The organism is Thermomonas carbonis (genome assembly GCF_014396975.1).
Lineage (GTDB): Bacteria > Pseudomonadota > Gammaproteobacteria > Xanthomonadales > Xanthomonadaceae > Thermomonas > Thermomonas carbonis.
Genome location: NZ_CP060719.1, coordinates 1,352,499 through 1,373,514 on the forward strand (window position 1 = coordinate 1,352,499; position 21,016 = coordinate 1,373,514).

The following is a 21,016-nucleotide window of genomic DNA, read 5'->3' on the forward strand; positions in this document are numbered from 1 at the left end:
AGCGTCGTTTGGGGGTAGGATGCAAGCGCATGCACGCCGGATCCTCCAGCGGACCTTCGGAGACGGAAGCCTCGATCGGCACGTCGGATCAGGGCGCGGCTACGGCAATCGATGCGCACAACCGCACCTTGTTCGAGCTTGCGCCAGACGGCCTGCTGATCGCTGATCCGCAGGGTCGCTACCTTGATGCGAATCCGGGCATCTGCAGGATGCTCGGCTACAACCGCGACGAGCTGGTCGGCATGCGTTCTTCCGACATCGTGGCGGCAGACGAGGCGGAGTACATCGCCCCGGCGCTGGATGCGATCAAGGCCTCATCCGGCTACCAGCGCGAATGGACGTTTCGCCGCAAGGATGGAACGACCTTCGATGCCGACGTGCACGCCACCCCAATGCCCGACGGCAACCTGCTGGCGGTGGTGCGGGACGTCTCCGACAGCCGGCGTGCGCACGAATATAGCGAGCACCTGGTGGCCATCGTCGAATCCTCGGGCGATGCCATCATCGGCAAGGACCTGGACGGCATCATCACGAGCTGGAACGGCGGTGCCGAAGCGATCTTCGGCTATCCGGCGGACGCGGTGGTCGGGACGTCGATCCGCCGGTTGATCCCCGGCGATCGGCAGCATGAGGAGGACGCGATCCTGGCCAGGCTCCGGTCCGGCGAGCGCGTCGAGCATTTCGAGACACGCCGACAGGCGCGGGATGGACGGATCATCGATGTCTCGATCACCGCATCGCCGATCCGGGATGCCCGCGGCCAGGTCATCGGTGCTTCCAAGATCGCGCGGGACATCACCGAGCAGAAGGCGCGCGAGCACGACCTGCAGCGCATCACCCGGCTCTACGCGGCGCTCAGCCAGGTGAACCAGGCAATCGTCTGGCTGCGCAGCCGCGACGAATTGCTGCCGAAGGTTTGCCAGGTCCTGGTCCAGTTCGGTGGGTTCAAGATGGCATGGATCGGCTGGCACGACCCGATCGGCGGCCGCCTGCTTCCGGTGGCCAGGTGCGGGGACGACAGCGGATACCTCGACAGCATCGAGGTCTTTGTCGACGAGCGTGCCAAGGGTCACGGCCCGGCCGGCATGGCGTTTCGCAGCGCTGGAACCTGCATCAGCAACGACCTGCTGAACGATCCGTCGGCGTTGTCGTGGTGGGCGGAGCAGCAACGCCAAGGCCTGCGTTCGGCGGCCGCGTTTCCGATTCGCCTGCACGGCATGGTGTGCGCGACGCTGAACGTGTATTCCGAGGAAGCGGGGTTCTTCCAGAAGGAGGAAATCGCCCTGCTGGAAGAGGCTGCTGGCGACGTGTCGTTTGCCCTGGAGAACGAGGCGCGCGAGCAGGATCGCCAGGCGGCGACGGCATTGGCGCTCAACGAGAAGCGTTTCTCCGAAGCGATGATCGACAGCATGCCCGGCATCGTCTATCTGTACGACGAAGCGGGGCGCTTCCTGCGCTGGAACCGGAATTTCGAAGCGGTTTCCGGCTATTCGAGCGAAGAGATCGCGGGCATGCATCCACTGGATTTCTTCCCGCAAGCGGACAAGGCGCAGGTGGCGGGGCGGATTGCCGAGGTCCTCGCTGGTGAGTCTGCATTCGTCGAGGCGGATTTCCTCGCCAGGAACGGCAGCACCACGCCGTATTTCTTCACCGGCCGACGGGTGGAGTTCGAGGGTACGCCGTGCCTCGTCGGGGTCGGCATCGACATCTCCGGGCGCAGGCGAGCCGAAGAGCGCCTCAGCGAGAGCGAACGCAAGTATCGCGAACTGGTGGAACATGCCAACAGCATCATCCTGCACTGGTCGCGCGAGGGCCGGGTTCTGTTCCTCAACGAATACGGGCAGCGATTCTTCGGCTTTTCCGAAGACGAGATCCGCGGCCGTAGCGTCGTCGGCACGATCGTTCCGGAGACGGACTCGGAAGGACGCGACCTCAAGCAGGCGATGGAGGAAATCTGCAGGAACCCGGCCGCATTCGAACAGAACATCAATGAAAGCATGCGCCGCAGCGGTGAACGGGCCTGGATCGCCTGGACCAACAAGACAGCGCTCGACACGAAGGGAGAGGTCGCGGAAATCCTCAGCATCGGCACCGACATCACTGCGCAGATCAAGGCGGAGGAAGCGCTGCGCGCGACCCAGGCGACCCTCGAACAACGGGTCATCGAACGCACTGCCGAACTGGAATCGGCGATGCACGCCGCCACTGCTGCCGATCGCCTCAAGTCGGCCTTTCTCGCCACGATGTCGCACGAACTACGCACCCCGCTCAACTCGATCATCGGATTCACCGGCATTCTCATGCAAGGCCTCGCCGGTCCGCTGAATCCAGAACAAGCCAAGCAAATGGGCATGGTTCGCACGAGCGCCAACCACCTTCTCGAATTGATCAACGACGTCCTCGACATCTCCAGAATCGAGGCCGACCAGTTGAACATGCAGGCCCAATCATTCGACTTGCGCGGAGCGATCGAGCGCGCGATGACCACAGTCGGGCCGCTGGCGGAAAAGAAGGGACTGGCCCTGAATCTGATCGTCGAAACACCGTTGGGCGAGATGGTCAGCGACCGCCGCAGGCTGTCGCAGGTGCTGATCAATCTGCTTGGGAACGCCATCAAGTTCACGGAACGCGGCTCGGTGACGCTGTCGGCTGCGTATGTGCAGGCACCGGATGCGCCGGCGGACCAGGCGACCGCAGGGACTGTACGCCTGCAGGTCACCGACACGGGCATCGGCATGCGTCCCGGCGAGTTGGCCACGTTGTTCAAGCCCTTCCATCAGCTGGACTCGGGACTCACGCGGCAACACGAAGGCACCGGCCTGGGCCTGGCCATCAGTCGGCGCTTGTGCCGCTTGCTCGGTGGCGACATCGCCGTCTCCAGCGAATGGGGCAGGGGCAGCACGTTTACCGTAACCTTGCCACGACATTGGACGGCTCAGGCATGAACCGCACCATCCTGCTGATCGAGGACAACGAACAGAATCGCTATCTGGCGACCTATCTGCTTGAGCGCAACGGCTATCGGGTGGTGCCGGCCGTCGACGGGCCGTCCGGTATCGAAGCAGCGCAGCGGCAAGTGCCTGACCTGATCCTGCTCGATATCCAGCTGCCCGGCATGGATGGTTACGCGGTGGCCAGCGCCTTGCGTGGCAATGAATCGCTGCGCGATACGCCGATCATCGCGGTGACCTCGTATGCAATGATGGGCGATCGCGAAAAATCGCTCGCGTCCGGCTGCAATGGCTACATCGAGAAACCAATCAATCCCGACACCTTCGTGTCCGAGATCCGACGTTTCGAACCGAACGCGAGCGGAGAATCTCCATGCGGAACGTCCTGATCGTTGACGACAAGGAAGAGAATCTCTATTACCTGAAAGTCCTTTTCGAGGGTCACGGCTACCGAGTCGCCACCGCGCAGCACGGTGCCGAGGCGCTGGTAAAGGCGCGCAGGGATCCTCCCGCGATCATCGTCTCCGACCTGCTGATGCCGGTGATGGATGGCTACACCCTGCTGCGGCACTGGAAGGTCGATGCGCACCTCCGGCACATTCCCTTCGTGGTCTATACCGCTACCTATACCGAAGCCGAGGACCAGGACCTTGCGCGCAGCCTGGGTGCGGACGGGTTCATCCTCAAGCCGTGCGAACCCGACGTCTTCCTCGCCCGGATCGAAGAGATCGGCGCTAGCGTTGCCGGGGCCGACGCGATCGGCGCCGACATGCCGAGCGGAAACGAAAGCGATCTGATGCAGGTCTACAGCAGGACCCTGATCCGCAAACTGGAGCAGAAATCGCTGCAGCTCGAAGACGCCAATCGCGCACTGCAGGAAGACATCGCCGAGCGCAACAAAGCCGAGAACATGCTGCGGCTGCTGATGTCCGCCGTGATGCAGTCGAAGGAATCGATCCTCATCACCGATGCGCAGCTCGACCTGCCGGGGCCTCGCATCCTCTTTGCCAATCCCGCGTTCACCACCCTCACCGGCCATGCCAACGAGGAGGTCATCGGCCAGACTCCGCGGATCCTGCAAGGGCCACGCACGGATCGCGCGGTTCTGCAACGCCTTCGAGAGAACCTGAAACAGGGCGAGCAGTTCGAAGGTATCGTCACCCAGTACCGCAAGGACGGAAGCGAATACGAACAGGACTGGCAGGTGGCGCCGATCCGCGACGCCGACGGCACGATCACCCACTACGTCGCTCTGCAGCGCGACATCACCGAGCGCAAACGTACTGAGGAAACGCTGCGAGAGAGCGAAGCCAGCCAGCGGCAACTCGCGCAGGCACTGGAGGGCAAGCACGACCGCCTGCTCGCAGCCCAGCGCGTGGCGAAGATCGGCGACTGGGAGACCGACCTGGCCACGATGGACGTGACCTGGTCGGAGGAGTCCTACCGGATCCATGAGGTCGACCCCGCCACCTTCCGCCCCACGCATGACGCCTTCCTGGAGCTGGTGCACCCGGCGGATCGCGATCGGGTCGCGAAGGCGTTCGCCGCTTCGCTGGACCACCACCTGGCGTGCGAGATGGAGCACCGGTTGCTCCTGCGCAACGGCAAGGTCAAGTACGTGGAAGAGCGCTGGACCACCGAATTCGACGCCAGCGGTGTTGCGGTGCGCGTCACCGGGACCTGCCAGGACATCACCGAGCGCAAGCTGGGGGAACTCCAGGTCCGCGAAAGCCGCGACCGGCTGAGCCTGGCCACGCAGTCGGCGCGGATCGGCATCTGGGAGTGGGACGTGCGCAGCGATGCGCTGGTCTGGGACGACCTGATGCACGAGCTGTACGGGATCGACGAGGCCCGGTTCGGCGGTGGCTACGAGGCATGGCAACAGTGCGTGCATCCCGACGACCGCGCACGCGTCGATGCCGACATCCAGGCAGCGCTCCGGGTCAGCGGCACCGTGGACACGGAGTTCCGCGTGCCCTGGCCCGACGGCGAAGTGCGCCATCTCAAGGTGCATGCCCTGGTCCAGAGCGACGACAGCGGCTCGCCCATGCGCATGATCGGGATCGGCACGGACGTCACCGAACGCAAACTCAGCGAAGCCCGGATCCGCTACCTGAGCCGCGTGCACGCGATGCTCAGCGGGATCAACACGTTGATCGTGCGCGTGCGCAGCCGTGACGAGCTGTTCGCGGGGGCTTGCCGGATCGCGGTCGAGGACGGCAAGTTCAGCATGGCGATGATCGCGATCGCCGATCCGGTCAGCGGCGTTGTCACGCCGGTTGCCTGGGCCGGAGATGACGACGGGATCGTCGACGCCATCCGCGCAGTGCTGGCTTCCCCCGAGCGGTCACCGAACAGCATGATCGTCCGCGCGATGCGCGGAAATACCGAGCTTGTGTCGAACAATTCGATCGACGACCCGCAGTTGCTGCTTGCGCGAGAGTGCGCCGATGCCGGAATCCGGTCGGTGGGGGTCCTGCCGCTGATCGTTGCAGGCGAAGCGATCGGCGTGTTCGTACTCCACGCCAGCGAACACGAGTTCTTCCACGCCGAGGAAATGAAGCTGCTGAGGGAAGTGGCGGGGGACATCGCGTTCGCGATCGCCCATATCGCCAATCAGGAACGACTGGAGTATCTGGCCTACTACGACGAGCTCACAGGCTTGGCTAACCGCACCCTGTTCCTCGAGCGGGTGGCGCAGACCCTGCGAAGCCATTCAGGCAGTGGGCGCAAGCTCGCCTTGTTCCTGTTCGATCTGGAACGCTTCAAGAACATCAACGACAGCTTGGGTCGCGCCGCCGGCGACGCCTTGCTCAGGCAGGTCGCGGGCTGGTTGACCCGTAATGCAGGCGACCCGGCGCTGCTCGCGCACATCGATGCCGACCATTTCGCCTTCGTGTTGCCGGAAGTGATGCCCGACGGGAACCTGGTCGGACTGCTGGAAAAGACCCTGGAGCGGTTCGAGCAGCATCAGTTCGACTTGGGGGGAAGCCCGTTCCGGATCGCTGCGAAGGCGGGCGTGGCGGTGTTCCCCGGGGACGGCGAGCATGTCGACGTGCTGTTCAGGAATGCCGAGGCGGCGTTGAAGAATGCCAAGGCCAGCGGCAACCGCTACATGTTCTACCAGGCCTCGATGAACGAAAGCGTGGCGGTGCGCCTCACTCTGGAAAACCAGTTGCGCCTCGCGCTGGAGAACGACGAGTTCGTATTGCACTACCAGCCCAAGGTAAGCCTGGCTACCGGACAGATGACCGGTGCTGAAGCCTTGATCCGGTGGAATCGGCCGCAGGTCGGATTGGTGCCGCCAGGCCAATTCATCCCGGTGCTGGAAGAAACCGGCCTGATCCACCATGTCGGGCGCTGGGCCCTGCAGCAGGCCATCGCCGATTACCTGCGCTGGAAGCGTGCGGGTCTTCCGGTCCAGCCGATTGCAGTCAACGTGTCATCGCTGCAACTGCGCAGTCCCGGTTTCATCGCCGAAATCCAGCAACTGGTCGGCATCGACCCCGCCGCCGCGTCCGGCCTGCAACTGGAAATCACGGAAAGCATGGTCATGCAGGATATCCGGCAGGGCATCTCCACGCTCCAGGCGATCCGCGAAATGGGCGTGACCGTCGCGCTGGACGATTTCGGCACCGGGTTCTCCTCGCTCAGCTACCTGTCGAAGCTGCCGTTGAACATGCTGAAGATCGACCGTTCTTTCATCAACGACATGAGTGACACGCCAGAAGGCATGTCGCTTGTTTCCAGCATGATCACCCTGGCGCATACGCTGAAGTTGAAAGTGGTGGCTGAAGGCGTCGAGACCGAAGAGCAGGCGCGTTTCCTGCGGCTGTTGCGCTGCGACGAGATGCAGGGCTACCTCTACAGCAAGCCGGTGCCCGGTGACGTGTTCGAAAGCCGGTTCCTGGCGCAGCCCGTCGGCGGATGATGCTTGCGCGTCGTGCAACGACCTTGCTGTCCGAAGCGCAGCTCACTGCCACGCAGACAACGAAATCGCCAGGTTCGCGGTGAAGCCCTTCGCGGACGCAAGCGGGATCGAGAACACCGACGCCGCATCCTGTTCGATGCCGACCGCGCCGCCGCCCAGGCGGATCAAGTCCGCTTCCGATTTCGATCCCGATGCCCAACGATCGTCGGCCCAGACGTAGCGCAGTTTCCACTGCTTCGCTTCGTCGCGCCTGGCGAACAGCACCAGGGTATTGCGGAACAGGTACTCGCCGGGGATGTGGCTCTTGAGGAACAGTGCGCCGTCGATCTCGTAACCCGCGTTCGACACGGCAAGGTCGATCGAGAATGCGACTTCCTTGCCGGTCTCGATCTTCGATGAATCCAGGAACACGGAGAACAGCACCGGCGAGCGCGCCGCCGCGCTGAGGTTGCCGTCCTTGTCGAACAGTTCGGCGTACTCGCGTCGCACCGCGCTGGCATGCGCCTGCGTGCGTGAGGTCAGGTCGTAGGTGTAGGCGCCGCGCGGGGCCACCGTGGCCTCGATGTAATAGGACGAGGCGATGCGCTTGCCGCGTTTGCGCGCCTGTTCGATCTCCGGCGGGAACGGCAGCGCGGCGATCTCCAGCCGCGCGGTGGCGCTGATGTCGCCGAACAGGAAGCGCACCAGGTTCTGGTAGCCCTCCTCGGAATTGACGATGCCGAAGTGGCCGCTGTGGCTGCGGTTGACGAACGCGCGCGGGCTGCGGTCCACGTAGGCGTTCTCGATCCTCACCAGGCCATCGCTCATCGGGCCTACCGCGAACGACGACAGTCCGTTCGCGACGGCGTAGTCGCGGCTGTTGGTGCCGACCAGGCAGAAGAATCGCTCCTCGGGAAAACCCGAGCCCTCCAGCGTGTTGACCTTGTCCTTCGGCACCTTCAGGTACTTGGCCATGTTGGTACGGCTGAAATTGTTCATGTCGTTCATCGACAGGAAGCTCGGCACGTTGATCCCGCCCATCTCGATGCCGTTGTGTGGCGTCGCGTAGGTAAAGACCTTGTCGACCATGCCGCGCACTTCCGCCGTGGTCACCGTCTTGTTCTGCAGCAGGCAACGGCAGATCAGGCCGCCCATCGAGTGCGCGACCAGGTAGACCTTGAAGTCGCGGCGCGCCGTCTCGGAGGTTCCGCAGATGCGGTCGCGCAGGTCCAGGATCTTCTGCGCGAGCGCGGCGGCGGCATCCGGAATCGATGGCTTCCTGCCATCGCCGAACGCGGGATCGGCGGGATCGTAATAGCGGTGGATCGCGATGGTGCGCGCAGGCATCTTGTTGTCGCGGCGCTCGGCGCCCGCCGCGTAGTTGTCCACGTAGCCGTAGTCCTTCATCAACCGCACCAGCGGCGACTCGAACACGAACTTCAGGATGCGGCCGTCGTGCGCCTGCCGGATCTTGGTCGAACCCGCCTCGAAGCCCATGAACGGGGTCGAGGTGGTCTGCACGATCTCGTCCTGCGTCATCGCATAACCGCGCACATAGATGATCGGATAGAAGGGTCGTTCGATCCTGGCCACGTCCGTGTCCTGCTGTTGAAAGGGGAAGGTTTCGCTGCTCGCCCTGCAGATTGCTTCGCCTAGGCGATGTCCTCGCCTTGCTGTGTCCGCCGGCGCAACTCCGCCAGCATCGCGCGATCGGTCATGTCGCCTGCCCATGCCGGGCGCAGCTGGAAATGCGGCTGGTCGACGATGGTCTTCCAGTTGCCGCCCCATTCGAGCCCCAACTCCATCCCCAGCGCACCGACCGCCTTGTACAAGGGCGATTCCGGCAGATAGCGGTTGCCGCTGAACACCCCGATGTCGAACGCGATGCCGAAGTTGTGGTTGGAATACCCGCCGCGTGCGTTGGTGACGATGTCGCCGGCGCTGGTGCGCCCTTGCGCGTACAGCGCGTCCTGCTCCGCGTAGGTGCGGGTGCCGCTGATGATGTTGATGCTGATGCCGTTGTCGCGCGCCTTGAAGTAGAGCGCCCGTGCGTACGGCCGGACATGCGGCAGCAGGGTGGCGATGAGCCGTTCGCTCCTGGCATTGGCGTGATCCCGTGGCCCCGTGAACGCGACCGAGGGCGTTGCTCGTGGACGGACGATGGCCTGGTAAATGGCGCCCCACGTCTGCGGTCCCGCCCGTCCATCCACTTCGATGTCGAGGTTCTGCTGCACCGCTCGGATCATTGCCTCGGTCTTCATGCCGGACGCCTCGCTGATTGATCGCTCGCACTGCATTCAACGCAGGCATGCGCGATGCTCGGTCAGGTTTGCACGAGACATCGAGAGGCAATATGAACACCACCGCCGGTGGTGATCGACATGGCGAACCACCGGCCCACGTGGTGCGGTACTCGCGAGTTACCAGTGCTTCGGCAGCGCCTTCACGATGGTCATCCGGTGCTGCTTGTCCTTCAGGATGAAACCGCCGCGCACCAGGTCGCGGAGCACGTGGTTGACCATCTCGCGGCTGGCACCGACGCGGGTCGAGATTTCCAGCTGGGTGAACGAGCGCGGCACGCGCAGCACGTCGCCGTCCAGCACCGCCGCATCGGCCAGCAATGCCGCTACTCGTTCGTACACGCCATCCAGCGCCAGGCTGCGGATCTTGCCGGTGGCGTTGCGCAGCCGCGAGATCAGCGTCAACACCAGGCACTCGGCGAACTCGGGATGCGCAAGCAGCATGCCGCTCAGTTCATCGGCGGGGACCAGCACGCACTCCGAGTCGACCACCGCCTTGACCGAGGCCGAGCGTGGCTCGCCGTCCAGCATCATCTCGCCGAAGAACTCACCCGGCTCCAGGATGTTGTAGACCACCTCGCGGCCCTTGCTGTTGCCGGAGTAGACCTTGAGCTGCCCCTGGATCAGCACGTACAGGAAGTCCGCGGAGTCGCCTTCGGTCAGCAGCGTCGTGCCCGCGGGAAGCGTTGCACGGGCATGCTCGCCGCGAGTTCGCGGAGCAGGTTGCCTGAGAGGCGGCGGGTGGTCGCGTTCATGGTCGTGGGGTGTCGCATGCCGGCGATGGCGCGACTGCATACAGTGACCAAGTCGGGTCGGAAGGGGAAGCGGGCCGGTGGGCTGTGTGAAAAATTACCGTCGTGGAGGTTGCGGCGAGCATCACGTCTCTGATCGACCCAAAGCAGCGTCTGCGCCGTCGGGAGGCTCGCCGCCGGCGCGAGTCGGGCAGTGGGCGATCAGAGCGATGGGACGGTGCCGCCGTCGATGCGGTACTCGGTTCCGGTGATCGCACTGGCGCGTGCAGATGCGAGGAAGACGATCAAATCGGCGACTTCACGTGGCGCTGCAGGCCTGCCGAGCGGAATGCCGCCCAGCCAATCCATGACGAGCTTCTTGCCGCCTTCGTAATCCGTCCCAGCGTTTTCGGCCATGCGTTCCGCAAAAACCACGGACGCCTCGGTCTCGATCCACCCCGGCGCGACCGAAAGCACCCGCACACCCTTCGGTGTGACTTCCTTGGCGAGCGACTTGCTGTACGTCGTCAGAGCCGCCTTCGCGGCCGCATAGGCAGTCGTTGATTCGGGCAAGGGCATCTCGCGCTGGATCGAGCTCACGTGGACGATCACCCCTGAGCCCTGCGCGAGCATCGACGGCAGCAGCGCGCGATCGAGACGCACCGCCGGCATCAGGTTCAGGCTCAGCTCGGCGAACCAGTGCTCGTCGCTGATCGCAGCAAAGCCACCCGGCGGCGTGCTCGAACCACCGAGTACATCGATGACGATATCGACGCCTCCCCAAGTCTCGAGAGCGGTCTGGGCAAGATGCGAGACGCCCTCCGCCGTCATCAGGTCCGCGCACACGTACCTCACGCCATCCAACGGTTGCGCCGGCATCTTGCGGGCGGAGGTCAGCACCTGCGCCCCTGCGTCCACGAGTCCTTGCACGACGGCAGCGCCAAGGCCCAGCGTGCCGCCGGTGACCACGGCCCTCAGGCCACCGAGTTGCAGGTCGAAGCTCATGCGCTGATCTCCAGGCTGGCGATCAGGCCGCGCTCCAGGCGGAAGGCCAATGTCATGTCGATGGGGCTCCCGGGAAAGCTCCCGGCCACGTGGCTGCTGACGACATGCAGCCCGTCGACCTGTTCGATGGCGAAGGGCTCCTGTGTGTACGTGTACAACGTAGACGACTCGGCCTTCCACGCCTTGATGGCGTCACGGCCGACGTGCGTCTGGCCTTCGTCCCTCACGATGCCCTGGGCTGTGAAACAACGGGCGACGTCGTCAGGACCTAGTTTGTCCGCCTCGAGATAGGCGGCGATCGGATCGGGGAGCGTTAGAGCGGTCATGGGTGAACTCCGTGGTGAGGACGGTTCACAAATTGCGCCCCGGCAGCTATTTAGGGAATATCCTAGAATTCGAATGAGTCATGAAGAAGCGAATGCATAATGCGTGGATCGGACTTTGCCGAGCTCAAGGCCTTCGTGGCCATCGTGGAGCGCCGGAGCTTCGCCCGCGCGGCAGAGCATCTGGGCTTGTCGCCCTCTGCGCTCAGCCAGACCATCCGGCAACTCGAGGGTCGCATCGGCGCGCGCCTGCTGAATCGGACCACCCGCAGCGTGGCGCCCACTGCAAGCGGCGAGCAGCTCTACATGCGCATCGCGCCGCTGTTCCGGGACATGGCGGCCGCTGTTGCCGAGGCGAGCGAGTCGACCGCCCAGATCCGCGGCACGCTTCGGATCAACACGCTCGGGATGGCGGCGAGGACCGTCATCGCGCCGCGGCTGGCAAGGTTCCATCAGGAAAACCCCGATGTCGTGCTCGACATCGTCGTCGACGACACGCTGGCCGACATCGTTTACGGGCGCTTCGACGCCGGCATCCGCGTGGGCGGTCGGCTCGAGAAGGACATGGTGGCCGTCCGCCTCACGCCGGATCTCGCCATGGTTGCGGTGGCGTCTCCGGCATACCTCGCGCGGCACGGCTTGCCGAAGTCGCCTGCCGACCTGCACGACCATGCGTGCGTCAACTGGCGGCTGCAGGCGGACGGCAGCAACTACCGGTGGGAGTTCGACAAGCGGGGGCAGCGGATCGAGGTGGCCGTCGACGGCCCCGTCGTCACCAACCACGCAGACATCGGTGTTGCGGCTGCGTTGAACGGGCTCGGCATCGCCTATCACTTTGAGCAAGACGGTGTTGGTGATCTATTGGCGCAGGGGCGATTGGTACGCGTGCTCGCGGAGTGGTCGGTGTCGCGCCCCGGTCTTTACCTCTATTACCCGAACAGGCAGCACCAACCCGCTGCGCTGCGTGCATTCATCGACTGCCTGTTGGATCGAACCCCTCCTGCGCAACCGCGTTCGCCCGGGGGCTAGCGCGCGGCGTCTCGCGACGATGCCCTCGACGTCACACGAACCTGCGCCGGCGAAGGCAGCACATCAAGCCGCTCGCACATGCGCGCGCCTCCACTCCCTGGGCGTCACGCCCGCCTGCACCTTGAACGCCCGCGACAACGCCGACTCGCTGGCATAGCCGACGGCATCCACCAGCACCTTCAACGGCTTGCCGCCGCGCAACCCCTTCTGCACCAGCAGGATCCGCCACCGCTGCAGGTACTCGCCCGGCGTGCATCCCACCGTCGTCCGGAACGTCTGTGCGAAAGAACTGCGCGACATGCCCGCGACCGCCGCCGACGCTTCCAGTGTCCACTCGTCGCGCGGCCGCTCGTGCATCGCGACGATCGAGCGTCGCAGGCGCGGATGCGCCAAGCCCGCCATCAGGCCGGACTGCAGCTGTGCGCTTTCCATCTGGTGGCGCAGCACCTGGATGAGCACCAGTTCGAACAACCGGGCCAGCACCTCGCGGCGGCCGCAACGCTGCTCGAACGCTTCCTCGAACAGCAGGTCCAGCAGCGGGCGGGTGCCGACCAGTTGCTCCAGCGGCAGGCAGAGGTACGTCGGTAGCGCGGACACCAGCGGATTCTCGGCGGCGGACTCGAAGCCCAGGGCCGCGCAGGCCAGGTCGGCACCGTCCTCGCCTTCCACCACGAAACGGTGGTCGCAGGGCCGCGGGTACAGCAGCAGGCTGGGTGTATCGATGGTGATCGGCTTGCCTGCGGCGTGGTGGACCACCACGGTGCCGCGCTTGATCAGGTGCAGTTGGCCAAGCGTGCCTTCCGCCGGCAGCTCGTGGATTCCGCAGATATTCCCGGTGTGGCTCACCGTGGCCCGCACGGGGAAGTTGCCCAGCAGCGCATCGAGCCTGTCGGCCATGTTTGGACTCAAAGACAAGTTTTCTGGACTTTACAGCACATATGGTCTGGTCGACTCCGGGATAGTGGCCTCACCGGGAACGACCCGGCCCACTCGATCCCAAGGAGCTCCGCCATGAACATCCTCGCCCCGCTGGTCCTCGCCTCCGCCCTCGGCCTGAGCACTGCCGCTTCGGCCGCCACCCCGGCGCCGGTCGCCGACACCCGCCCGACCGTCGTCCTGGTGCACGGCGCCTTCGCCGACGGCTCGTCCTGGAACAAGGTCATTCCGCTGCTGCAGGCCGAAGGCCTCAACGCAGTCGCGGTGCAGAACCCGCTGACGTCGCTGGAGGACGATGTCGCCGCGGCCAACCGCATCATCAATGCGCAGACCGGCCCGGTGGTGTTGGTCGGACATTCCTGGGGCGGTGCGGTCATCACCCAGGCCGGCGGGCACGACAAGGTCAAGTCGCTGGTCTACGTCGCAGCCTTCGCGCCGACGCTCGGTGCCCATTCGGCGGCAGACACCACCGCCTTCCCGGCGCCTCCCGGCTTCGCGCACTTCATCGCCGACGCCGACGGTTTCCTCACCCTGCCCGCCGACGCCATCGCCCGCGACTTCGCCCAGGACGTGAGTGCCGAGGACGCCAACCTGATCCATGCCACCCAGGGCCCCGTGCGCGGCGCGAACTTCGAACAGCCCGTCACCGTGGCCGCATGGACCGGCAAGCCGTCGTGGTACATCGTCGCCGGCCAGGACCGCATGATCGATCCCGGCGCGCAACGTGCGCTCGCGAAGAAGATCGGCGCCACGACCACCGAAGTGCCGACCAGCCACGTGCCGATGGTGTCCAGCCCGGAAGCGGTGGCGAAGGTGATCATCGAAGCGGCGCGCGCCGCCGCCAGGTAATCCTGCATCGAGCGGTACGTTTACAAACCTACAAAACCGGGACGGAGGTAGTTAAGTTCGCTTAACTGCCTCCGTCCCGGTTTTGCCGGGTTGCGGCGCGTCGCACGGACGTCCCACAAGACGGGTAATCTCCGAAGTGCGGGGAGCTTCACCGGACGCACCGAAGGGGTTCGACTTTCACGTCCATCCAAGACCCAAGCGCGCATGGTTGGCATCGCCCCGCCAATCCGCGTCCACCAAGCCACGGGCAACACCCAGAGCCAGGAGGTCGATGTGCACCAGCCCGATGAAGGGTTCAAGCTGACACGCCGCGAATTGCTGCTCACCAGTGCGACCTCGGTCGCGGTGACCCTGGCACCGAGTGCCGCCGCCGTCGCGGACAAGGCGATGGCACCCAGTCCCCAGAAGGCCCCCGTGAACGCCAAGGTGTCGCTGACCGTCAATGGCAAGCAGCACGCGCTGGAGCTGGATACGCGCACGACCCTGCTCGACGCCCTGCGCGAGCACCTGCGCCTGACCGGCACCAAGAAGGGCTGCGACCACGGCCAGTGCGGCGCCTGCACGGTGATCGTCAATGGCGAGCGGATCAATTCCTGCCTCAGCCTGGCGGTGCAGCACGAGGGCGATGCGGTGACCACCATCGAAGGCCTCGGCACGCCGGACAAGCTGCATCCGATGCAGGCCGCCTTCGTGAAGCACGATGGCTACCAGTGCGGTTACTGCACGCCGGGCCAGGTCTGCTCGGCGGTCGCGGTGCTGGACGAAATCAAGCGTGGCATCCCCAGCCACGTGCAGGACGACATCACCGCACGCCCGCGCGCGACCAACATGGAAATGCGCGAGCGCATGAGCGGCAACCTCTGCCGCTGCGGCGCCTACTCCAACATCGCCGATGCCATGGCCGAAGTGGCCGGTGGCAAGGCGGGGAGGGATCGCACATGAGGGCTTTCAGCTACGAACGTGCGAAGACCCCCGCCGACGCGGCGAAGGCAGTAGCCGGTACCCAGGGCGCGAAGTTCATCGCCGGCGGCACCAACCTGCTCGACCTGATGAAGCTGGAAGTCGAAACGCCGACCCACCTGGTCGACGTGCAGGACATCGGCTTGGACAAGGTCGAGAAGACCGACGACGGCGGCTTGAGGATCGGCGCGCTGGTCAGTAACACCGCATTGGCCGCGCATGAGCGCGTGCGTCGCGACTACGGCGTGCTCACCCGCGCGATCGTATCCGGCGCGTCCGGGCAGTTGCGCAACAAGGCGACCACCGGCGGCAACCTGCTGCAGCGCACGCGCTGCCCGTATTTCTACGACACCAACATGGCCTGCAACAAACGCCAGCCGGGCTCCGGTTGCGCGGCGATCGACGGGTTCTCGCGGCCGCTGGGCGTGATCGGCACCTCGGATGCCTGCATCGCCACCTATCCTGGCGACATGGCGGTGGCCCTGCGCGTGTTGGATGCCACGGTCGAGACGGTCAAGCCGGACGGCAGCACCCGCAGCATCGCGATTGGCGATTTCCATCGCCTGCCCGGCGACAAACCGCAGCAAGACAACGTGCTGGAGCGCGGCGAACTGATCACCTACGTGACGCTGCCGAAGCCGCTCGGCGGCCGGCACGTCTATCACAAGGTCCGCGACCGCGCGTCCTACGCGTTCGCGCTGGTGTCGGTGGCGGCGGTGGTGCAGAAGGATGGCTCGGCGCGTTTCGCATTCGGTGGTCTCGCCCCGCGACCCTGGCGCGTCGACGCCGCGGAAGCCGCGCTTGGCAGCGGCGTGCAGGCAGCAGCGGCGAAAGCGCTCGAAGGCGCGCGTCCCACCGAACAGAACAAATTCAAGCTCACCCTGGCGGAACGCACGCTGGCGGCGGTACTGGTCGAGGGAGGACGCTGATGGCCATGAAATTCGACGCACCATCGGGCGCCAACCTGTTTGACAAGGCGAAGGTGGTCGGCAAGTCGACGCCGCGCATTGACGGCCCGCTCAAGGCCACCGGCACCGCGCCGTATGCCTACGAGCGCCATGACGTGATCGCCAACCAGGTCTATGGCGACGTTGTCGGTGCCGGCATCGCCAAGGGCCGGATCAGCTCGATGGATGTGACGCAGGCGCGCGCCGCGCCCGGCGTGCTGGCGATCATCACCGCACCCGCGACCAAGCCCGTGGGCAAGGGCATCGGCAACAACGCACCCCTCTTCGGCGGCCGCGACGTGACCCACTACCACCAGGCGATCGCCTGCGTGGTCGCCGAGACCTTCGAGCAGGCACGCGCCGCCGCGGGCCTGATCAAGACCCGCTACGACGTCGGCAAGGGCGGACGCTTCGACTTCCCGCGCCTCGCGCCGTCTGCGCCGTTGGCGAAGGGACGCGAAGGCAAGCCCGACAAGCAGACGCTCGGCGATTTCGATGCGGCATTCGCTGCCGCGCCGGTCACGATCGATGCGACCTACCAGACCGCCGACGAAAGTCACTCGATGATGGAGCCGTTCGCCACCATCGCCGCGTGGGAGGGCGACAAGCTCACGCTATGGACCGCGAACCAGATGATCCAGTGGGCGCAGGACAGCATGGGCAAGATCCTCGGGATCGACCCGAAGAACGTCCGTGTCGACTCGCCGTACATCGGCGGCGGCTTCGGCGGAAAACTGTTCATCCGCGCCGATGCCGTGCTCGCCGCGCTGGCCGCCAAGGAAGTCGGCCGCCCGGTGAAGATCGCCCTGCAGCGCCCGCTCATCGCCAACAACAGCACGCATCGACCGGCGACCATCCAGCGCCTGCGCATCGGTGCCGGTCGCGACGGCAAGATCACCGCGATCGCGCACGAGAACTGGTCGGGCAACATCAACGGCGAGGATGGCGAGAACGGCACCTACCAGACGCCGAAGCTGTATGCGGGCGCGAATCGCCTGGTCGCCAACTACACCGCCGCGCTCGACCTGCCGGAAGGCAATGCGATGCGCGCTCCTGGCGAAGCGCCGGGGCATATGGCGCTGGAAGTGGCGATGGACGAGCTCGCCGAACAACTCGGCATCGATCCGATCGAATTGCGCGTGCGCAACGAGCCGGACCGCGTGCCGGGCGATCCGACCAAGAAGTTCTCGGACCGGAACCTGGTGCGTTGCCTGCGCGAGGGCGCAGAGCGCTTCGGCTGGAACCGTCGCAATGCCAAGCCGGCGCAGGTGCGCGATGGCCACTGGCTGGTCGGGATGGGCGTGTCGGCGGGCTATCGCGCGGCACCCATCACCAAGTCCGCGGCGCGGGTGCGGCTGGATGGCGAGGGCCACGTCGTCGTCGAAACCGACATGACCGACATCGGCACCGGCAGCTACACGATCCTCGCGCAGACCGCGGCGGAGACGATGGGCGTGCCGCTGGATCGGGTGAAGGTGATCCTCGGCGACTCCGATCTGCCTGCGTCGTCGGGGTCCGGCGGCCAGTGGGGCGCTGCAAGTTCCACCGCCGGCGTGTATGCGGCCTGCGTCAGCCTGCGCCGCAAGATCGGCGAGAAGCTCGGCTTCGATGGCGATGCGGCGACGTTCGCGGACGGGCGCATCCGCGCCGGCGAGCGCACGTTCGCGCTGAAGGATGCCGGCGAGCTGTCCGCCGAAGACCAGATGGAGATCGGCGAGTTCATGAAGGAATACGACGTCGGCACCTATGCCAGCCACTTCTGCGAAGTCGGCGTGCATGCCTACACCGGCGAGACGCGAATCCGTCGCATGCTCGCTGTCTGCGATGGCGGCCGCATCCTCAATCCGCTGTCGGCGCGCAGCCAGGTCATCGGCGGCATGGTGATGGGCGCGGGCGCGACGCTGATGGAGGAACTCGTCGTCGACAAGCGCTTCGGCTTCTTCATCAACCACGACCTGGCCGGCTATGAAGTGCCGGTGCATGCCGACATCCCGCACCAGGACGTGGTGTTCCTGGATACGCTCGATGCGGTGATCTCGCCGATGAAGGCGAAGGGCGTCGGTGAATTGGGCATCTGCGGCGTGGCCGGCGCGATCGCCAATGCCGTCTACAACGCCACCGGCGTGCGCGTGCGCCACTACCCGATCACGCTGGACAAGTTGATCGGGCAACTGCCGCCGATCGCCTGACACGCAGACGCATGGACTTGGAGCCGCCCGCGAGCCGGCACATCGCTACCGGCGATGCGTTCGATCCGTTGACCGTGGGCGCGTCGCCGGGGCATGCGTTCCTTGCCGCCGGCAATCCGCGCACGGTGCTGGAAGCGGCGGCGGCCTCGATCCGTCGCGGCGATCGCGGTGTGTTGGCGCTGGTGCTCGAGACCGAAGGCTCCACCTATGCCGGTGTCGGCGACTTGGTGCTGTTCGACGATGACCTGCAGGTCGGCTGGCTGAGCGGCGGCTGCCTGGAGCCGCAGCTTGCGAAACGCGCACGCGATGTCGCCGATAGTGGCGGCATCGACTTGGTCGAGATCGACACCCGCAGCGACGACGATCTGCTGGCCGGGTCTGCCCTGGGTTGCCGCGGCCGCCTGCGCATCGCGATGCTGCCGCTGCGGTCGATGCCGGGTGTCGATGCGCTCATCGATGCGTGGTTGCACGGCGGCGTTTCGCTGCTCGCACGCATCAGCACCGATGCCGAAGTCGAATTCCAGGCGGGCTCGCAGCGCGCGCAGTGGCGACTCCGCAACGAGCATCAGGCTTGGCCGGGCGATGCAAGATCGTGGCGACTATTGTTGCAGCGGCTTCCGCGCTTGCTGGTGCTTGGCGCGGGTCCGGAAACATCGACGCTGATCCCGCTGTTGCGCGAATTGGGATGGTTCGCATGCCTTGCGGAGCGGCGTTCGCGCTGGAGTGTCATGGGGCATTCGGCGGATGCGCACCTGCAACTCGCGCCCGCTTCGGCGATTCACGACGTGACGCCCGATGCCGTGCTGGTCATGCACCACGACTTCGAGCTGGACCGCGAAGCACTGGACGCACTTGCCGGCACCGACATCGACTTCATCGGCCTGCTCGGCCCGCGCCGCCGCCGCGATGATCTGTTCAAGCTGCTGGCACCGAATCAGTGCGAATCGCTGGTGCCGCGCCTGCGTTCGCCGGTGGGTCTCGATCTCGGCGGCCGCGGCCCGGAGGCGATCGCACTGAGCATCGCCGCGCAACTGCAGCAATGGCGGGTCGTGGCGGCGTCGGCGTGAGCCAATCGCATGCCGTGGTCGTGCTGGCGGCGGGCGGCAGCACACGCCTCGGCCAACCCAAGCAATTGCTGACCCGCGACCGCGAGACGCTGGTACATCGCGCCGTGCGCCTGGCGTTGCAAACAGCGCCCGCGCAGGTGCTGGTCGCAGTGGGCGCACAGGCGGATGTCATCGCAGAGAACGTGGCTGATTTGCAGTGCGAAATCGTTCGCAATGCCGAGTGGCAGTCCGGAATGGCGGGCAGCCTGCATGCCGCGGGAACCCGTCTGATCAAGGACATTCAACGGGTGCTGGTGCTCGTCTGCGATCAGCCGGGACTGGAGCGCCAGCATCTTGATGCCTTGCTCGAAGGCGCTGGTGCAGCGGAAAGCGGCTGTGCCGCCACCGTGCACGGCGATACGCTGGGCGTGCCCGCCGTGATCCCGCGGGGCTGGTTCGGATCCATGCAGATGGCGGGCGACCGCGGCTTCGGCGTCCGCCTTGGACAGCAGCGTGCGGCTGGCGTTTTTCAGCTGGAAGCGCCGGAACTCGGCATGGACATCGACAACCTCCATGACCTCGCGTGCGCGCGAAAACAGGCCTGGTTGGACGATGAATGACCCGAATCGCGGGTATTTTGCCGTTTTCAAGGCAGAATCCGCCGAGTAGTGCGTGTGTGCCACATGACAGATCGACCAGACGGTGATCCAATCCGCGTGCAGTCCTGACAACCCCGAGGAGAAATCGAACATGGCAGCGAAGAAAGCGGCTCCGGCCAAGAAGGCCGCTCCGGCCAAGAAAGCAGCAGCGAAGCCCGCAGCACCGAAGCCGATCAAGGAAACCATGAGCAAGTCCGGCCTGGTCGCGCACCTGGCCGAAGCCAGCGCCGTGGCAGCCAAGGACGTCCGCGCCGTGCTGGCCGCGCTGGAAGGCGCGATCCACGGGTCGGTCAACAAGAAGGGCGCCGGTGCATTCGTGTTCCCGGGCATCCTGAAGATCACTGCGGTGAAGGTTGCGGCCAAGCCGAAGCGCAAGGGCATCAATCCCTTCACCAAGGAAGAAGTCTGGTTCGCCGCCAAGCCGGCTTCGACCAAGCTGAAAGTGCGTCCGCTGAAGAAGCTCAAGGACGCGGCGCTCTGATCGCTTCGCCGATCCGCAGCAACTGATGGTTCGCGTGGCGTTGGGCAGTGATGCCCAGCGCCGCGTTACGGTTTGGATTTCGCCGGGTCTTCCTCCGGTGCCACAGTCGAGCAATGGCTCGCCTTGATCTTCTTGTCGATGCTGTCGAACGCGGCCTGCCTTTCGCGGCGGCTGTCGTTGCCGGCGTATTTCAGCTTGAACTCGGCATCGTCCAGGTGCCTGTACCACGACGCGCATAACTGCTCGGCGGGAACCGCAGTGCAGGTGTCGTATTTCATCTCGCAGGCGGCACCCATGCCCAGTGCGGTGCTGCCGTCGATGCCGACGACCTCCAGCCGGGCGCAGGTGGGTTCCGGGCTGTCGGTTTCGCCCAGATAGTCCTTGTTTTCCCAGGTGCGGCACTGGAACAGCGCGGGTGGCGCGGGCAGTGCGGCCGCTTCCGGTGCCGGTGCGCGCTTCATCGCCGGGCCGCGCACCATCACGAAGTCGCCGTATGCCGGTTTTTCCTCTGGCGCTTCGACCGCAACGGGTTTCTTCGCCGGCACCGGCACGGTCTTCACCTCGCCGATGCGTCGCACTTCCTGCTTCATGCCGGCGGCGCAGGGCGTGCCGTTCTGCATCGACACATTGCCCTTGGCGTCGGTGCATTTGTAGAAGACGGTTTCCTGCGCACAGGCGGCATGTGCGGCAAACAACATCA

General features: G+C 65.4%; 18 protein-coding genes. 11 read left to right on the forward strand and 7 right to left on the reverse strand.

The annotated features are described in order from the left end of the window. Nucleotides 1–29: 29 nt before the first annotated feature. Genes H9L16_RS06140 through H9L16_RS06150 form a run of 3 tightly spaced genes read left to right on the forward strand, consistent with a single transcriptional unit; the run spans nt 30 to nt 6,882 of the window. Entirely contained in the window at nt 30–2,945 is a 2,916-nt protein-coding gene (locus H9L16_RS06140) for a PAS domain S-box protein (RefSeq protein WP_187553658.1), read from the forward strand. Further along, nucleotides 2,942–3,340, forward strand: coding sequence for a response regulator (locus tag H9L16_RS06145; RefSeq protein WP_187553659.1), 399 nt, complete (start codon nt 2,942–2,944; stop codon nt 3,338–3,340). The genes H9L16_RS06140 and H9L16_RS06145 overlap by 4 nt, the downstream gene beginning before the upstream one ends. Then, nucleotides 3,325–6,882 carry an EAL domain-containing protein gene (locus tag H9L16_RS06150; RefSeq protein ID WP_187553660.1) on the forward strand — a complete coding sequence of 1,186 codons (3,558 nt, stop codon included), beginning with the start codon at nt 3,325–3,327 and terminating at the stop codon, nt 6,880–6,882. The genes H9L16_RS06145 and H9L16_RS06150 overlap by 16 nt, the downstream gene beginning before the upstream one ends. 42 nt (nt 6,883–6,924) lie before the next feature. On the opposite strand, the gene H9L16_RS06155 is transcribed toward H9L16_RS06150, so the two are convergent. The 5 genes from H9L16_RS06155 to H9L16_RS06175 all read right to left on the reverse strand — a co-directional run bounded on the left by H9L16_RS06155 (nt 6,925) and on the right by H9L16_RS06175 (nt 11,223). Further along, the gene (locus tag H9L16_RS06155; RefSeq protein WP_229796644.1) at nt 6,925–8,454 is read right to left on the reverse strand and encodes an esterase/lipase family protein; all 1,530 of its coding nucleotides are present in this window, start codon (nt 8,452–8,454) and stop codon (nt 6,925–6,927) included. A gap of 59 nt (nt 8,455–8,513) precedes the next feature. Then, nucleotides 8,514–9,122, reverse strand: coding sequence for a M15 family metallopeptidase (locus H9L16_RS06160; protein WP_187553661.1), 609 nt, complete (start codon nt 9,120–9,122; stop codon nt 8,514–8,516). A 159-nt stretch (nt 9,123–9,281) separates the two neighbouring features. Next, nucleotides 9,282–9,791 (reverse strand): Crp/Fnr family transcriptional regulator, encoded by a 510-nt coding sequence (locus H9L16_RS06165; protein ID WP_233449417.1) that lies wholly within the window; start codon nt 9,789–9,791, stop codon nt 9,282–9,284. 323 nt (nt 9,792–10,114) lie between these two features. Continuing rightward, nucleotides 10,115–10,897 (reverse strand): SDR family oxidoreductase, encoded by a 783-nt coding sequence (locus H9L16_RS06170; protein ID WP_187553663.1) that lies wholly within the window; start codon nt 10,895–10,897, stop codon nt 10,115–10,117. Beyond that, the gene (locus tag H9L16_RS06175) at nt 10,894–11,223 is read right to left on the reverse strand and encodes a nuclear transport factor 2 family protein (protein WP_187553664.1); all 330 of its coding nucleotides are present in this window, start codon (nt 11,221–11,223) and stop codon (nt 10,894–10,896) included. The genes H9L16_RS06170 and H9L16_RS06175 overlap by 4 nt, the downstream gene beginning before the upstream one ends. Nucleotides 11,224–11,322: 99 nt before the next feature. On the opposite strand from H9L16_RS06175, the gene H9L16_RS06180 reads away from it, so the two are divergent. After that, nucleotides 11,323–12,249: a LysR family transcriptional regulator gene (locus H9L16_RS06180; RefSeq protein WP_187553665.1), complete on the forward strand. Its 927-nt coding sequence runs from the start codon at nt 11,323–11,325 to the stop codon at nt 12,247–12,249. A gap of 63 nt (nt 12,250–12,312) precedes the next feature. Here the strand turns inward: H9L16_RS06180 and H9L16_RS06185 are convergent, their stop codons facing one another. Continuing rightward, nucleotides 12,313–13,146, reverse strand: coding sequence for an AraC family transcriptional regulator (locus H9L16_RS06185; protein WP_187553666.1), 834 nt, complete (start codon nt 13,144–13,146; stop codon nt 12,313–12,315). Nucleotides 13,147–13,260: 114 nt separating this feature from the next. Here H9L16_RS06185 and H9L16_RS06190 point away from each other — a divergent pair, with 114 nt between their 5' ends. The 7 genes from H9L16_RS06190 (at nt 13,261) to H9L16_RS06220 (ending at nt 20,316) form a co-directional block, all read left to right on the forward strand. Then, on the forward strand, nt 13,261–14,034 hold the full coding sequence (locus tag H9L16_RS06190) for an alpha/beta fold hydrolase (protein ID WP_187553667.1): 774 nt from the start codon (nt 13,261–13,263) through the stop codon (nt 14,032–14,034). A 300-nt stretch (nt 14,035–14,334) separates the two neighbouring features. After that, complete coding sequence (gene paoA, locus H9L16_RS06195; protein ID WP_229796665.1) at nt 14,335–14,976, forward strand: aldehyde dehydrogenase iron-sulfur subunit PaoA; 642 nt, start codon at nt 14,335–14,337, stop codon at nt 14,974–14,976. Beyond that, entirely contained in the window at nt 14,973–15,923 is a 951-nt protein-coding gene (locus H9L16_RS06200) for an FAD binding domain-containing protein (RefSeq protein WP_187553669.1), read from the forward strand. Before paoA ends, H9L16_RS06200 begins: the two co-directional genes overlap by 4 nt. A 5-nt stretch (nt 15,924–15,928) precedes the next feature. Further along, nucleotides 15,929–18,130 (forward strand): aldehyde oxidoreductase molybdenum-binding subunit PaoC, encoded by a 2,202-nt coding sequence (gene paoC, locus H9L16_RS06205; protein ID WP_187554075.1) that lies wholly within the window; start codon nt 15,929–15,931, stop codon nt 18,128–18,130. A 17-nt stretch (nt 18,131–18,147) separates the two neighbouring features. Beyond that, a complete protein-coding gene (locus H9L16_RS06210; RefSeq protein WP_229796643.1) occupies nt 18,148–19,197 on the forward strand; it encodes an XdhC family protein in 1,050 nt (349 codons plus the stop codon). Continuing rightward, nucleotides 19,170–19,796: a nucleotidyltransferase family protein gene (locus tag H9L16_RS06215; protein WP_187553671.1), complete on the forward strand. Its 627-nt coding sequence runs from the start codon at nt 19,170–19,172 to the stop codon at nt 19,794–19,796. The genes H9L16_RS06210 and H9L16_RS06215 overlap by 28 nt, the downstream gene beginning before the upstream one ends. Before the next feature lie 130 nt (nt 19,797–19,926). Then, nucleotides 19,927–20,316: an HU family DNA-binding protein gene (locus tag H9L16_RS06220; RefSeq protein WP_187553672.1), complete on the forward strand. Its 390-nt coding sequence runs from the start codon at nt 19,927–19,929 to the stop codon at nt 20,314–20,316. 65 nt (nt 20,317–20,381) lie between these two features. Here the strand turns inward: H9L16_RS06220 and H9L16_RS06225 are convergent, their stop codons facing one another. Further along, the gene (locus H9L16_RS06225; protein ID WP_187553673.1) at nt 20,382–21,014 is read right to left on the reverse strand and encodes a DUF4124 domain-containing protein; all 633 of its coding nucleotides are present in this window, start codon (nt 21,012–21,014) and stop codon (nt 20,382–20,384) included. Between the last annotated feature and the right edge of the window lie 2 nt (nt 21,015–21,016).